The 14,663-nt window shown below is 42.7% G+C and carries 14 protein-coding genes; 7 read left to right on the top strand and 7 right to left on the bottom strand.

Annotation, left to right across the window (positions count from 1 at the left end; genetic code table 11):
• Positions 1-186: 186 nt before the first annotated feature.
• From HQR03_RS00505 to pilG, 3 genes are all read right to left on the bottom strand, one after another.
• Positions 187-717 (bottom strand): chemotaxis protein CheW, encoded by a 531-nt coding sequence (locus HQR03_RS00505; protein ID WP_173238778.1) that lies wholly within the window; start codon positions 715-717, stop codon positions 187-189.
• Between the two features lie 3 nt (positions 718-720).
• The gene (locus tag HQR03_RS00500) at positions 721-1,083 is read right to left on the bottom strand and encodes a response regulator (protein WP_025652330.1); all 363 of its coding nucleotides are present in this window, start codon (positions 1,081-1,083) and stop codon (positions 721-723) included.
• A gap of 363 nt (positions 1,084-1,446) precedes the next feature.
• Complete coding sequence (gene pilG, locus HQR03_RS00495) at positions 1,447-1,824, bottom strand: twitching motility response regulator PilG (RefSeq protein WP_010201623.1); 378 nt, start codon at positions 1,822-1,824, stop codon at positions 1,447-1,449.
• A 718-nt stretch (positions 1,825-2,542) separates the two neighbouring features.
• Between pilG and HQR03_RS00490 the strand changes: the two genes are divergently transcribed.
• The 6 genes from HQR03_RS00490 (at position 2,543) to HQR03_RS00465 (ending at position 10,017) form a co-directional block, all read left to right on the top strand.
• Complete coding sequence (locus HQR03_RS00490; RefSeq protein ID WP_101212250.1) at positions 2,543-3,748, top strand: efflux RND transporter periplasmic adaptor subunit; 1,206 nt, start codon at positions 2,543-2,545, stop codon at positions 3,746-3,748.
• Positions 3,749-4,054: 306 nt separating this feature from the next.
• Positions 4,055-4,777, top strand: coding sequence for a response regulator transcription factor (locus HQR03_RS00485; protein WP_025652328.1), 723 nt, complete (start codon positions 4,055-4,057; stop codon positions 4,775-4,777).
• Between the two features lie 174 nt (positions 4,778-4,951).
• Positions 4,952-7,171: a HAMP domain-containing sensor histidine kinase gene (locus HQR03_RS00480; protein WP_173238777.1), complete on the top strand. Its 2,220-nt coding sequence runs from the start codon at positions 4,952-4,954 to the stop codon at positions 7,169-7,171.
• Between the two features lie 271 nt (positions 7,172-7,442).
• Entirely contained in the window at positions 7,443-8,213 is a 771-nt protein-coding gene (locus HQR03_RS00475) for a methionine ABC transporter ATP-binding protein (protein WP_173238776.1), read from the top strand.
• A gap of 53 nt (positions 8,214-8,266) precedes the next feature.
• Complete coding sequence (locus HQR03_RS00470; RefSeq protein ID WP_173238775.1) at positions 8,267-8,956, top strand: methionine ABC transporter permease; 690 nt, start codon at positions 8,267-8,269, stop codon at positions 8,954-8,956.
• A gap of 95 nt (positions 8,957-9,051) precedes the next feature.
• Positions 9,052-10,017: a MetQ/NlpA family ABC transporter substrate-binding protein gene (locus HQR03_RS00465; protein WP_173238774.1), complete on the top strand. Its 966-nt coding sequence runs from the start codon at positions 9,052-9,054 to the stop codon at positions 10,015-10,017.
• Between the two features lie 187 nt (positions 10,018-10,204).
• Here the strand turns inward: HQR03_RS00465 and HQR03_RS00460 are convergent, their stop codons facing one another.
• Complete coding sequence (locus HQR03_RS00460) at positions 10,205-11,434, bottom strand: MFS transporter (RefSeq protein WP_336217743.1); 1,230 nt, start codon at positions 11,432-11,434, stop codon at positions 10,205-10,207.
• Between the two features lie 284 nt (positions 11,435-11,718).
• Between HQR03_RS00460 and HQR03_RS00455 the strand changes: the two genes are divergently transcribed.
• Positions 11,719-12,567, top strand: a complete 849-nt coding sequence (locus HQR03_RS00455) for an aldo/keto reductase (RefSeq protein ID WP_025652322.1) — start codon at positions 11,719-11,721, stop codon at positions 12,565-12,567.
• Positions 12,568-12,665: 98 nt separating this feature from the next.
• Here HQR03_RS00455 and ccmE read toward each other — a convergent pair whose 3' ends face one another.
• The 3 genes from ccmE to ccmC form a co-directional block, all read right to left on the bottom strand.
• Positions 12,666-13,166, bottom strand: coding sequence for a cytochrome c maturation protein CcmE (gene ccmE, locus HQR03_RS00450; protein WP_173238773.1), 501 nt, complete (start codon positions 13,164-13,166; stop codon positions 12,666-12,668).
• Positions 13,167-13,420: 254 nt separating this feature from the next.
• Positions 13,421-13,642, bottom strand: coding sequence for a heme exporter protein CcmD (ccmD, locus tag HQR03_RS00445; RefSeq protein ID WP_173238772.1), 222 nt, complete (start codon positions 13,640-13,642; stop codon positions 13,421-13,423).
• 44 nt (positions 13,643-13,686) lie between these two features.
• The gene (gene ccmC / locus HQR03_RS00440) at positions 13,687-14,475 is read right to left on the bottom strand and encodes a heme ABC transporter permease CcmC (protein ID WP_173238771.1); all 789 of its coding nucleotides are present in this window, start codon (positions 14,473-14,475) and stop codon (positions 13,687-13,689) included.
• Between the last annotated feature and the right edge of the window lie 188 nt (positions 14,476-14,663).

The raw sequence follows: 14,663 nt of genomic DNA, 5'->3' as shown, positions 1-14,663 counted from the left end.
CGAACAATCGTCAAAGTCTTATCGTGACTGACTTCGACAATCATATTGTTATCAAAACAACAGTGATTAACAAAGCCTGTATGAATGCTGACATACAACCGTATCATGTCAGTCGGTATTTATTTTTATCGTGCTAGGTGCTAGCAGTCGAGTATTTTATGACAGCAAATACTCTATGACAGACAGTTATAGCGCCGCATCAGCGTACTGCAAATCTTGCACCAACAAGCTTGGCATAAAAATATACCAATCTTGTTCATTTTTAAAAAACTTGCCATGATTGTAAGGTGCAAATGGCGAGTCGTTTTCAAGGGCTTCTGGACGGTATTGACCACGAGTAAACTGTTCAATACCTAGCACTTGATCGACAAGTAAGCCTGAGAACACATTGTCATGATCGATGACAATAACTTTACATTGACTCATTTGTGCCAAGCGACTGGGCACCTGCAAAAACTCGGACAAGTCCATCAATGGTAATAGGCGTCCGCGAATATTAGCAATGCCGAGCATCCAGGGCTTTACTAAGGGCAAACTGGTGAACTCCGGCATGGTCAGTACTTCTGAAACCTGACCCATTGGTGCGACCAAACGCTGACCACCAATCTCGAATACTACCCCTTGCCAGTCGGATTCTTGTCCGCCGTGACGGCCACTTTTGCGCGCGCGTGCCAAATCTGCTAAACGCAGAAGCTCAATAAATCCTCTGGAAGCCACAAGTTACCCCATTACTTTGCGAATGACATTGACCAGACCATTTTCGTCAACTGGCTTGGTGATATATTCTTTAGCGCCTTGACGCTTACCCCAAACACGATCCGTTTCTTGATTTTTGGTGCTGATCATGATGACCGGAATATGCGACGTTGTTTTGCCACGTGTTATCTTACGGGTGGCCTGAAAACCATTCATTTCAGGCATAACCACATCCATCAAGATGACATCTGGTAAATGATCGGCTGCCATTTGACAACCTTGCTCACCATTTGTCGCTTCAAGGACTTGATAGTTGTTTTTTGCAAGCATGTCGCGAAATTTCGCCATCTCAGATGGCGAGTCGTCAATGACTAAAACAGTAGCCATGGAAATTTCCTTTATTTTCGATGATATCCGTTCGGATATATTGTTGAGACAAATCTATTAAAAATAATGCCTAATGCCTTGTTGGCAACACTATTTTTACGATGATACCTATTTTTACGGTGGTACCTATGAAATGACAAACACTGATTGATAACCATCATGATCACTGGGCTGTTTATAACGTGGTTATTTAACGTCAACACTTCATTTATAAAGTATTCAATAATCACGTCAGCAACAGTTCACTTTCTTAATAACAGTCCTCTCAGCTACTTGCCTTAGCCGTACCGCTATATGCATTAATCATGCCAATATAACTGTCTAATTAACTGCCTAGCTATCAATTATATAGGCCGTTATGTATTAGCGATATTGGTTGATTGCCTCAAACAGCTCATCTTTACTAAATGGCTTAGTCAAGTATTCATCCGAACCTACGATACGTCCACGCGCTTTATCAAACAAACCATCTTTAGACGACAGCATAATCACAGGCTTACTGGCATAGTCAGGGTTATTCTTTATCAATGCACATGTCTGATAACCATCCAAACGTGGCATCATGATATCAACAAAAATGATATCGGGATTGTTATCAACAATCTTGGCTAAAGCATCAAAACCATCAATAGCGGTCACTACTTCGCAGCCCGCTTTTTGTAATAAAGTCTCTGCAGTACGGCGAATGGTTTTAGAGTCATCGATAACCATGACTTTCAAACCTTCAAAATTATTTTCCATTATCATTGTCCTATAAACGGCTATTATTCGTAGCACTATCTGCCAGTGCAAAATTTTAACAGTTATTTCAATTTATAAAATGGTTTATTCTTGGATTGAGATGAACGGTTAAGTTTGTATTTTACGCTGTCACGATCGCTAACATGTTCTCTATCAGTATTCGCCTATCAAGCATGGCGTTACCATCGGTTACTATACGCACTTTAGCGACAATTATCTTCGTGTATTAAGCGCTATTTTTGGCTTTTATTTTTTAAAAAACTGCCAGATGCTTGTCTTTATAAAGCAGCCTATCTGCTGACTCACTTTGCTTATAGAAATTTTTAGACTTGCTCAAAACTGGCAAGCCTAAACCTTGTCAGCATCATAAATTTAACTGGCTCGATATCTGTTGAAATGTACACAAAGGGTCAAAAGGGTTTAAGGTTGAGTAAAAACAATACTTACCTTACCGAATAATCTTCATTTGTGACAAATATGTATCATTATATTTTTATATGTTCGTTTTAGCACAGTTACTGGTTGTTTTCCAGTCATTTAGTGAATTTATGTTCAAATTAATCATTGAGTTAGTGAGAGTCTTTTGATTATGCTCCCTAATTTGTCTCAGGTTACTTTTGCCATCTACCGTCTGGGCATGTTGCATAAATATAATACTGTTATTTGCCCTTACCTCAATTCACTATATAATAAAATGACGTTTACGAGAGTGCTTGGTATGAGAGTTTTGAGAGGTCGAAAAAATAGAGGTTTAAGAAATAGTGCGTATTTATGCAGCGCTTTGTTACTGCTGGCAGGCTGTCAGCCCTCGCCCCCTACTGATGAACCGGTGACGGCTGAAAATAGCGAAACAGTAGAAACCCCCATTATTATTGACGATGATAGCGTTACTATGACGCCTGACCATATTCTGAGTATAAAGCCCTCACGCTATCAGCCAAGCATGGGACTGCAAGGCGTGATTGAACCGATCAAAAAAACTCAATTCATCGCTGCGAACGCACTTACTGTGCAGCAAGTCTTGGTAGAAAAAGGCCAATGGGTAGAAAAAGGCACACCTCTGCTAATCGTTCAGCGTCAGGGCACAGCAAGTAAACCGCTAGAGTCAGCGGCTACCTCAGTTGCCGCAGCCGCAGATGCAGAGTTCGCAACCTTAAATGAGCCTACGAAAAACAATAATACAGAAAACACTGCCCAAAAAACGCCACCAGAAAACGATGCAAATGTAGAGAGCAGTCAGCCTAGCGTTGATAAAAGCACGGTAACAACCAGTAATGACACCTCTGCTAACCTCAAACAGCCCTATCAATTAACCACTGTACGTGCCAGTTTTTCAGGTCGCGTCGAAAAGCTGTATGCTAAAGCTGGACAAGGGCTAGCCGCGCGTCAACCGCTACTGCTACTCAGTGATGAGACTGAATTACACTTTATGGCCACTGTCCCTATTCAAGCTGAGCCTCAGCTTTCGGTCGGTCAGACAGTGAATTTTAGTGCTAAAGGCATGTCGGATAAGTTCACTGGGCAGGTCAGCAAATTGACAGCAACGGTTCAGCCCAAACAGCTTCTGGTTCATGTAAATGTCGTCAATAATGAAATCAGCCGTGAAAAACTACAGCCTAATATGCAGGTGACGGGGCGAGTGAATTATGGTCAAATCGACGTCGGTACGATTGTCCCCGAGCGCGCGTTGCATGATGTTGACTTAACAGAATTGCAGCGACCACCGTATAAGCCACTAAGACCCTTGAGCGCCAATGTATGGATTATTAAGCAAGATCAGCGTTTAACTCGTCAGCCAGTCGAGGTCGTCGAGTACGATCCAAGTACCAAACAGTACTTAATAGCTGGCATTAGCAATGACAGTTTAATTTGCCTTGCTGACTTAACCATTGAATCTAAAGGCAAAAAGGTGGTGGTTTCCTAAGAAATGAGAAAGAAGAGAAAAAGACAGTTACATTGTGTAGAAACATTAACAAAGCGTGTCTTGTTTAGTCATAGCTGAATTAGGCACTATAGTATTATTACCCTGTCCTATATTGGCTGAGGCCTTAATCATATTTTCTTAACCCTATCTTAACGGTGACTGTCTTATGGTTCAGAACCCTATCAATTTATGACAACTTACCTTTAAAATAACCTGAATTTAAATTAACGTAAATATCGAGGCGCGCTAGAATTTTAATAAAAAGCGATTTCTTGACAAACCATAACAACAACTAGAGGACAAGCCATGAGTAAGCAGATTTTGTTAATTGAAGATGATCCAGATCTAGCAGAGTTAATTAGTGATTATCTGACCATGAATTATTATGACGTCCATCATGCAGGACTTGGTCAAGAGGGTCTGGAGTTATTAGATACCAAAGAGCGCGATATTGACTTAGTCGTGCTTGATTTAATGCTACCTGATATGGATGGTATGCAAGTTTGTCAAAAGATACGTGGCAACAAAAATAATATGACCAACAAAGTGCCGATTATCATGCTAACGGCCAAAGGCGACACTACCGATCGTGTATTGGGTCTAGAAATGGGTGCTGATGACTACATCGCAAAACCCTTCGAGCCACGTGAGCTCTTGGCCCGTATACGCGCGGTCATTCGTCGTCACGAGCAGCCAAACCAAGCAGATAGCCAATCGGACAGCTTGACTTTTGGTCGTCTCAGCGTGTTCCCTGATAGCCATGAAGTGACTATTGATGAGCAACCTGTGCGTTTGACGACGCATCAGTTTCAATTATTGCACTACTTTGCCACCCATTCTGGTAAAGTATTGAATCGTGAGCAGTTATGGCAGGCTATGCCGAATGATGACAGCTCGGACAATATTGATCGCGCGATTGATGTTCATATCTCGCGTTTGCGTGCGCTGATTGAAGACAATCCACGTCAGCCAAAGCGTATTATTACCGTACGTGGCGTCGGTTATCAGTTCGCGACCGATCAGGTATAGTCCTAAATAGCTAAATTCCTAGATAGTTGATGATGGCGGCTGATTTGATTTATTGAGACACTTATCGTGGCAAACCAGTCGCCATTGTTTTTATTAAACCACACAAATATTTATTAAATACTATAAATGGCAAGATATGAATCGATATGAGCCTCTGATAATAGAGATGATTTAATGCAGCAATTGGGTTTTCGTTCCGTATTTGCTAAGTTATTTGCTAGCGTCATGTTGGCACTTATCTTATTTGCGGTCGCCATGGTGCTATTGACACAGCTCGTACATGACAAAGATGCGGGTATCCGCTCAGAAGTATTGGCTACCCAAATTTTAGGTCAAATCGATCCCTTCTTACATGAGCTAAATATCGCCATTAGTAAGGACAACCGTTTACAGTCACGCTTTATGCTGGCGGTGGTCAAAAAAAGCTTTGATATTTTTGATGAATCTTTACAAGCAAAGATGGGCTTATACGATAATGAAGGTCGGTTGCTCATGCAGACTGACAACAGTGACTTGCCGTTAGTTCTGCCACCCACGCCTTCTTTGTTTTCACAAGTTTTTCCTTCTTTTGCAGACACCTCCCCTACCAAGCAAGCTCAAGTCTATAGCAGCACTGGTTATACCTTGCTGTACGAATCGCGCTTGCCGCCCAAAAAGCCCGTACTTTCCGCTGCCTTAAATTTGTTTACTGGCACCCTACTGCTGCTCTTGATTATGGCAGGCGTTCTATGGCTAATTGCTCGCACCATGACTTGGCGTATCAATCAGATGAGCCAACAGATGACCCAACTGGGGGACGGTGACTTTACGGTACGGGTCAATGCACGCGGCAATGATGAAATTGCCTCGTTAGCACGCGGATTTAACCAAGCGGCGCAAAAAATCGAGCATCTTATTAATGCCAACAATCTGCTATTGGCGCATGCCTCTCACGAGCTGCGTACGCCGATTACCCGTATCCGTCTACAAATCGAGATGATGGATATGCTGGCGGATGCGATGCCAATGGATACCAAAGCGAAATTTGACAAACGCGCGCAAGCGATCAACCGTGATTTATCAGGGCTTAATGACTTGGTTGAAAGTATCTTATTGGTCAGTCGCTTAGATGCCGGTCATGTCATGCAGCAAGTCGAGCATTTGGACTTATATGACTTAGTGAATCAAGAACGCCAACATTACCCTGAAGCCACTTTGATTGGTGAGCATATCGTCATCGATGGTCAGGCACCGATGTTGACCCATCTTATTCGCAACCTTTTGACCAATGCTATGTTACATGGTAAACCACCCGTTACCGTGCTAATTTATGGCGTTCAGACTATTGACGAAGCCGATACCGTTCCAGATTATTTACTGCAAACGTTGGTTTCTAGTAGCTTTGCTGATTATAACCGTTCGGATTTTGAGCATTATTACGAATCAAACGAGTCCGATAACTTAGCGCTGCAAACATCAACACAACCAGGCGAGGTTTCTGACGACTCTCATATAACCAATACTGAGAAAGAAAAAGCAGAGATGGTTGTGATATTACCGGCGCCGCCTATTTATCGAAATGGTGAAAACCTTGCGCTCGATAGTAACGATGCTGCAGCTGACGCTTCAAATGCGGATGTCACTGATATCATTGCTGAAAGCACTGATGTTATGGGCAACGCTGATATAAAGGGGTTAGAAACTAGCCCCTCAGCAACAGACGCTAGTAAAGATGCAAAAGTGAAAGAAAATACTGCTAAAAATCCTATACTCACTGACGATACCACTGCTATTAATCCTGAAGCATCACTAATCCCCAACTACCAAAGCTTTACCACAGATTTGACTGAAAAAATTAAAAAGGTTATTTGGAGAGCCGTGCCGGATAACGAAGAAGACGTCCAAAAATCTGCGGAAACTCATAACGATAATGAAATGACCGTTAATAGCGAAGGAGCTCGTAAAGCCAACGATGCGTTGCTAACTAGCAATGGTCAATCTCGAAAAACTGATAAACTCGCGACGGATAAAACTGCTAGCAAAGACGACGTTAAAGCCAACACCCAAAATGAGAGTGACGCGCCGATTGCCGCGCGTAAAGAGAATCTATTTACCAAACATATCAAAAAGTCTAAAGCCGAACCCATACGTCCGTTACCAAAATACGCCGTGCTGGCGGTTATTGATGAAGGCGAAGGCATTCCTAAAGACAAACGCGAGGAAGTATTCAGTCCATTCGTGCGCTTGCAGCAAAAGAACAAAGGCTCAGGTTTGGGATTATCCTTGGTCTCACAAATCGCTACTGCTCACCAAGGGCGTATCGTGACCGATACTATTAATGGCCACACCAGATTTTTGGTCGTTATACCCGTAAAGCAAGATCCTCATTACAACTACCACGACAATAATAATTAAGATATAGCTGTACCTCTTTTATCGTCATCCTTCTGAGTAATCACGCCCTTTGCACCCCGCCATTTACATTTTTCAGATTTCTTAGAGCTAATAGCCATTAGTCATAAGCAAGTCACGGATGTGCATATCCAAAACATTGCATAATATGCTATATTACTGCCCCTTATTACCATTGTTAATGCTAGCAAATATCCGATTTTGCGCTGCCATAGGTACACTGCAGTCTAATTTTCCTATAACCATCATAAACCTATTGAATTTTGAGCCCTCCATGAGTGACATGATTGTCTTAAACGATGTGACCAAAAGTTTTTTAAGCGACCGATCAATCAAAGACAAAGACGGCAAGCCGCATTGGTTTACCGCTGTCGAACCGACCTCGTTGTCTGTTCAACAAGGTGAGATTTTTGGTTTGATGGGTTATTCAGGTGCTGGGAAATCGACCCTTTTGCGCTTAATTAATTTGCTCGAACGCCCAGATTCAGGTCAAGTGGTGATAGATGGGACGGATTTGACCACCTTGTCCGCTAGTGATTTGCGTATCGCTCGTCACAACATTGGTATGATTTTTCAGCAATTTAACCTCATGTCCAATCGCACCGTCTTTGATAACGTCGCATTTAACTTGATGGTTTCTGGCTATCCGCGTCGCGATATTCACAAGCGAGTGATGGATTGTCTTGAGATTGTAGACTTAACCGATCGCGCTGGTCACTATCCGGCGCAGCTGTCGGGCGGACAAAAACAGCGTGTTGGTATCGCCCGCGCGATTGCGCCCAGCCCCAAAGTATTATTGGCTGATGAGCCGACCAGCGCCCTTGATCCAGCGACGACGCGAAGTCTGCTGACTTGTCTACGTGATATTAATGAGCAACTCGGCGTCACTATTGTCATCGTGACTCATGAGATGAGCGTTATCCGCAGGCTATGCCACCGTGCAGCATTATTACACCAAGGGCAATTGCTCGAAGTGGCAGATATTACGGACGGTTCTATTCAAGCGGTTACCGCTATTGGTAAAGGTTTAGTTTACGAAGACTAAGGCACTATTTATTAGTATTAAGAAACCATAATGGTTAGTGTAAAGGAACAATAATGGCAACAACTCCCCTGACTCTAGAGACTGCTTTTGCAAGCCTTTGGGATATGCGTGCAGAAGTTTGGCAAGCTACCATAGATACTTTTATTATGTTAGGTATTTCTACCACTGCTGCCATTATTATCGGCGGTTTTTTTGGCATTTTTCTTTTTCTTTCTAGTGATAAGCAGTTCTTAAGCAATAGACCACTGTATGCGTTATTAGGGGGCACGACCAACTTTATACGCGCTTTCCCTTTTGTCATTCTGATGATCGCCATGACTCCCCTGACCAAGGCGATTGTTGGTACTGGAATTGGACCGATTGCTGCTTCGTTAGTATTGGCCATTGCAGGCTCATTTTATTTTGCGCGCTTGGTAGAACAGAATCTACGCGAAGTACCGCAGGGCATTATTGAAGCAACTGAATCTATGGGTGCTCGTCCCTTGACGATTATTAAAGTCCTCTTGAATGAATCGCGTTCTGGTTTGGTATTGTCCGTAACGATATTGGCTATTAGTTTACTATCTTTTTCAGCAGCGGCCGGTATGATTGGTGGTGGTGGTCTTGGTGATTTAGCCATTCGCTATGGTTATTATCGCTCTCGCAACGAAGTCATTATTTTCATTGTTATCGCTTTATCTATTATGGTTATTGCTATTCAAGCCTTGGGTAATTTACTTGCTGCCCGCTTAGACAAGCGCTAGCTCTCATACCTAGCTACTTATCGATTATCAATTATCAATTATCGACTATGTCACTGCTATTCATTACTACCATTGTTTACTATCAAGGAAAACTTATGAAATTAACAGATATCAGCCGCCAATTAGCGCTTGCGTTAGCAACCGTTGGGGTATCAGGTTTAGTCTTAGTAGGCTGTAATAATTCGTCAGCACCAGAAGCAACGAAAGAAGCCCCTATCACTGAAGGCACGGCTTCTGGCACAGCTGCTAATGATATCGATCCTGATCATAGCAAGATTATTATTGGCACCACTGAGGGCGACTTTGCCGATATGGTTCGTAATCAAGTCAAAGGCTCATTAGAAGCGCAAGGCTATGAAGTCGAGCTCATTACATTTACCGACTATGTCCGTCCTAATATAGCGCTAGCTGATGGTGACTTAGATATCAATATCTTTCAGCATAAGCCTTATTTGGATACCTTTAAAACTGAAAAAAATCTTGATATAGTCGAAGTCTTTCAAGTACCAACAGCACCATTAGGTATTTATTCAGGCAAAAAAACCGATCTAAAGGAAGTATATAAAGGAATGAGTGTCTCCGCACCGAATGACCCGAGTAACTTTGCTCGTGCATTGGTGATGATGGATGATCTCGGTTGGATTACGCTTAAAGATAATATCGATCCGCTAACCGCTTCGAAGAAAGATATCGCCGATAATAGTAAATATAATATCGACATTATCGAATTGGAAGCGGCGCAGTTACCCCGTGCCCGCGATGAAGTCGACTTTGCAGTGATTAATGGTAACTATGCCACTGATTCTGGTATTAAACTGACCGAAGCGCTGTTCCAAGAGCCAAGCTTTGCTTATGTCAACTGGTCAGCGGTTAAATCTGCAGATGTAGGCAAAAAATGGGTCGAAGACGTGACGGCTGCTTATAACTCAGAAGCCTTTAAAAAGTATGCGCATGATAGCTTCCCAGGTTACAAGTACCCAAAAATTTGGGGTGAAAATGCGGCTACCGATAAGGCCGTCGCTACCACGACAGCACCTACTACCGAAGCAGCTGCTCAATAGTTGATAGCTTAGTAATTGATAGCTTAGTAATTGATAGACTAATAGTTGATAACTTAGTCATTAAATTTTTAGATATTTAAAGAGTATTCATTCATATCAACGAATAGCGCTAACAAGCCGAAATATAAATACAAAGATGCCCATTACTTATAAGTAATGGGCATTTTTTATGGTCTGCATTCTATAGTCAGTGGAAAGTAGGCGTATCTAAGGTTTTTTTAGAGATTACCGTAATAATAATGGCCGGAACAAAACAAAGAATAGACAGATATACAATGCCGAAAACACCTGTCTCTGGCAGGTGCACCAAAATCAAACCAGCCAACCATGTCGCAATCATAATTGAAAAGTTAAACACACTAGATTGTACTGACGTGGCGATAGCTTTTGCCTCGGTGACCTGATGGCTAACGGCTGTTTGAAACATCGTGACCAAAGGTCCGAATGCTAAGCCCCACAGTAAAAAGGCAAAATGCGCAAACCCATTAGTCCCGCCAAAGAAGACAAACAGCAGCATCGTCATAGCACCACAAGCCAGCATACTAACGATCAAACCGCGCAGATGCGTATCAATAATCTTGGCAGATAGTATGACTGAGATGACAGAACCAATGCCAAAAATCAGCAGGGCTAAGCTGATACCACCGACAAACTCTATGGTTTCGACCAGTAGCGTAATATAGGTGTAGGTGCTGTAATGGGCAACGACTGCCAAGAAAGTCAGGGCTAAGACTATCCAGACCCCAGGTATTTTTAGCACCGCTATTGGCGAATTGCTTTGCGTCAGCTTTTCACCCTTTACCGACGGCAAAAACTTCATCGCTAACAGCGCAATGACTCCGCCAAGCACGCCAAGCACGATAAACGATGTGCGCCACCCTACTTGCGTACCAATAAAAGTCATAATCGGTAACCCAAGACTCACGCCAAAGGTGTTACCCGCCATAATAATAGTAATCGCCTTACCCTGCATATTCTCGGGCACCAATGCAGTACCGTAGGCTGCAATCATTGGCCACATAATACCGGCGCAGATACCACCCAAAATACGCATGACCACGATGAGAGAATAAGAAGAAGTGAGGCCGACGACGATATTAGAGACAGCAAAACCTGTCAATAAAGCCATAAGGAGAATCTTTCGATTGACCCACAGCGTCATACTGATGAGTGGAATGGCAAAAATCGCTGATGCGAGCGCATAGATACCGACCAAGAATCCGACTTGGGTCTGTTCGATACCAAGACCTGCTGTCATTTGCGGCAAAATACCGGAAGGCATCAGCTCTGAGAGAATACCGATAAAAGTAACACTGGCCATGAGACCAAAGATAAACCAAGAAAGAGGATTTTGTCCGGTGCTATTGGTTTTTGCCAGACCGTCTTTTGAATGAGTGATTTCTGAAAAAATAGCCACATCCTCTCCTAGTTGAATGAAGTGTTCAGAAGATTAGGTAACCTTCCTTTATTAATAATTCCGTCCATAAAAACCTAACCATCTCTAAAATGACGTTACAGCCTGTTTGCCCTTTGTAGGAAAGCGTCACGGGCTCTTTCACTTAGCGCAATTTCTTTCTATAGTGGATAAATCTAATAGAGACTGATACTTAATAGAAATCGTGAATATAGCATTTCTGATTGACTGCTCTATTAATAACTATAAGAGCCATTAATAAGTCAAAAAATAACAAGGATAATAATATGCATGCTAAAAAGTATAATATTCGTACCGCAGGACAAGCCAACATTCCAGTATTAGGACTGGGCACTTGGCAGTCAACGGGGCAAGACTGTATCGATGTCGTTAGCCAAGGTCTTAAGATGGGCTACGAACATATCGATACCGCCCAAGCTTACGGTAATGAATTCGAGGTTGGTCAAGGTATTAAGCAATCGGGCGTCGCTCGTGATAAATTCTTTTTGACCACAAAGATTTTCCCTGATGATATGAAGTTTGAGCCAGAAAAACTCATGGCAGCAGCAAAACGCTCATTAGAGAATTTAGATACCGATTATGTGGATCTGCTACTCTTGCATTGGCCTGACGACCGCGTACCACTATCTGAGACAATCCCAGCACTATGCGAGTTGCAAAAGCAAGGTTTGACGCGCCATATCGGGGTTTCTAATTTTAATATTGCCAATATCATTGAAGCCAAGAAATATGCAGATGTGCCGATTGTGGTCAATCAGGTTGAGTTTCATCCCTTTATTAAGCAAAAAACCTTGCAAACTTTTTTGAACAATCACCATATTCTACTTGAAGCTTATTCGCCACTTGCACGCGGTGATGTGTTCGATAATGAGGTTATCAAAGAAATCGCTGATAAGCATAACATCACGCCTGCACAAGTATCGTTGGCTTGGATTCTGTCAGACAAGCACCGCGTTGCTATTCCAAAGACGTCTAATCCTGACCACTTACAAGGTAACTTGGATGCAATGAAGGTGCATTTGAGTGCAGAGGAACTAGAGAAAATTGGCAAACTTGCCAGTAGTGATGGACGTAAAATCGAACATCCTGATTATTCACCTGAGTGGGACGATTGATTGACGTAAAATCGTTATATACTTAATCAATTAATAATTTACTAAACAAAAAAAGCCACCGAGCAAATCGGTGGTTTTTTTATTGGTATTTGCAACCACTATTGTTGAAGCGTTTTGGTTTCATGTATCGGCTCAGCAGGGTTATATTGCTCAGAAGAAGGCACTGCGACGCTCCGATTATTTTCTTTCATTGATTTGGCAACTTCTGGTGGCATGTAGTTTTCATCATGCTTGGCCAACACCTCACCAGCGACAAAGGTCTCACCCTGCATTTTACCAGTGGCAACGACGCCTGAGTTTTCAGCAAACAAATCCGGCAAAATACCTTGATAAGTGACCGGAACCGTTGATTCAAAATCCGTAATCGCGAACTCCACATTTAAGGGATTATCTGGCGCACGCTGTACACTACCAGCGACGACCATTCCGCCTGCACGAATACGCTTGTCTTGTGGCGCTTCACCTTGTGCAATCGCCGTAGCATCAAAATAGTAATCGGTTTGTTGACCAATAGCATAAATGACCAATACTACCGCCACTGCCGCCCCTGCAAGCGTGAACATAACCCACATCAGTTTTTTGCGACGAACTGCGTTCATACCACTACCTCATTGATGAGTCGCTGTTTTACAATGTATAGATAACGCCATATAAATCTATAAAACAGAAAATATTAGAGAAACTACCATTAGAAAAACTGTTTAAAACTGTCTTTCTAATCGTACTCTTCTAATAGCTATATGGTAGCATTTTTCGGATAAATCAATAAGCCCTATAATCGTCAATACAGCCATATACTTACAATTTAAAGCGTATAATTTTATTAGCTAAAGTTATGATATTAAAATAATTTTTACATCGGCTGCTTGGTTGCAGGATTGGCGGTTTTAGCAGTACGTTGAGCTTGTCGAGCCTGCTGAATGGTCAGTTGTTTGATAAGCGCTTGTCGTTGCCTGCGACTATATATAATAAAAGCCAGCATCACGCCAACCGTAATTGCCCAGCACGACCAGACAAACACACCATGCTTACCCATGGCGATGAACTCAGATACGCTATAAAAGTAAGGCTGCATAATAGGTTCCTAGCCGTTAGTTGTTTTGGCGACAGTCGTTGCCGTCATTTGGCTTGCCCGCGAAGATACTCTTTGACCCACGCTTTACCTTGATCACGATACAAGATAAGCGTATTGGTACGATAAATCGCTAACGTCGCGACCAATAAATAACTACCGACAATCATTAGTAATAATGGCATCCACATATCTGCAGACATTTTGGGCGCGGCGGTTAGAGTAAAGGTCGAGCCTTGATGCAAGGTGTTCCACCACTGTACCGAATACTTAATAATAGGCAAGTTTACTGCGCCAACAATAGACAAAATAGCGGCAGCTTTACCACGATTGGCAGTATGCTCAAACGCGGCAAACAGGGCCATGACGCCCGCATACAAAAATGCCAAAATGAGCATAGAGGTCAAACGCGCATCCCAAACCCAGTAAGTGCCCCACGTCGGTTTTGCCCAAATAGAACCCGTAATCAAGCTAATCACACAGAGCAAAAATCCTAGCGGAGCAAGCGCCTGCGCCACAAGACTGGCAGTCTTAATTTTCCAAACCAAAAAAATGACCCCGAGCACTGCTAAGGCAAAATAGATAGAAATGGCAATGCTGGCAGCGGGTACGTGAATAAAGATAATGCGATAGCTATTACCTTGTAGGTAATCAGGCGGCGCAAAAGCGAGGCCCCAGACGCTACCGATCACAAGACAAATAGTGGCTAATATTGCCAGCCACTTGACCCAAGGCGAAAAAATGCGAAAAAACTGCTTGGTACCCACAGTGGTCAAAAAGCCCTGCCAGATGCGCTGCCACAGGCTAGGAGATGAGATGTTATTCAGGTTGGGCATGGGAATAAACCTATTGGCACAGCGTATTGGTTGTAACCGATATAGCGCATCATGGGCGCGACTACCTGTCAACCTGCCGGCGTTAAACACTGGATAGAATCTACGAGTGATTTGTTTACTTAGTTAGCTGGCTATTATAGCAAAGTTGCCAGTTTTCAACATGCTGTTAATACATTGGGTTTAAACGA

This window comes from Psychrobacter okhotskensis (assembly GCF_013248965.1).
GTDB lineage: Bacteria > Pseudomonadota > Gammaproteobacteria > Pseudomonadales > Moraxellaceae > Psychrobacter > Psychrobacter okhotskensis.
Note: the sequence above shows the minus strand (reverse complement) of the source record. Positions and strands in the feature narration are given on the sequence as shown.

Coding starts and splice junctions, on each gene's coding strand:
- HQR03_RS00500 (WP_025652330.1), bottom strand. CDS start 1,083: ATGGCTACTGTTTTAGTCATTGACGACTCGCCATCTGAGATGGCGAAA.
- pilG (WP_010201623.1), bottom strand. CDS start 1,824: ATGGAAAATAATTTTGAAGGTTTGAAAGTCATGGTTATCGATGACTCT.
- HQR03_RS00490 (WP_101212250.1), top strand. CDS start 2,543: ATGAGAGTTTTGAGAGGTCGAAAAAATAGAGGTTTAAGAAATAGTGCG.
- HQR03_RS00485 (WP_025652328.1), top strand. CDS start 4,055: ATGAGTAAGCAGATTTTGTTAATTGAAGATGATCCAGATCTAGCAGAG.
- HQR03_RS00480 (WP_173238777.1), top strand. CDS start 4,952: ATGCAGCAATTGGGTTTTCGTTCCGTATTTGCTAAGTTATTTGCTAGC.
- HQR03_RS00475 (WP_173238776.1), top strand. CDS start 7,443: ATGAGTGACATGATTGTCTTAAACGATGTGACCAAAAGTTTTTTAAGC.
- HQR03_RS00470 (WP_173238775.1), top strand. CDS start 8,267: ATGGCAACAACTCCCCTGACTCTAGAGACTGCTTTTGCAAGCCTTTGG.
- HQR03_RS00465 (WP_173238774.1), top strand. CDS start 9,052: ATGAAATTAACAGATATCAGCCGCCAATTAGCGCTTGCGTTAGCAACC.
- HQR03_RS00455 (WP_025652322.1), top strand. CDS start 11,719: ATGCATGCTAAAAAGTATAATATTCGTACCGCAGGACAAGCCAACATT.
- ccmE (WP_173238773.1), bottom strand. CDS start 13,166: ATGAACGCAGTTCGTCGCAAAAAACTGATGTGGGTTATGTTCACGCTT.
- ccmD (WP_173238772.1), bottom strand. CDS start 13,642: ATGCAGCCTTACTTTTATAGCGTATCTGAGTTCATCGCCATGGGTAAG.
- ccmC (WP_173238771.1), bottom strand. CDS start 14,475: ATGCCCAACCTGAATAACATCTCATCTCCTAGCCTGTGGCAGCGCATC.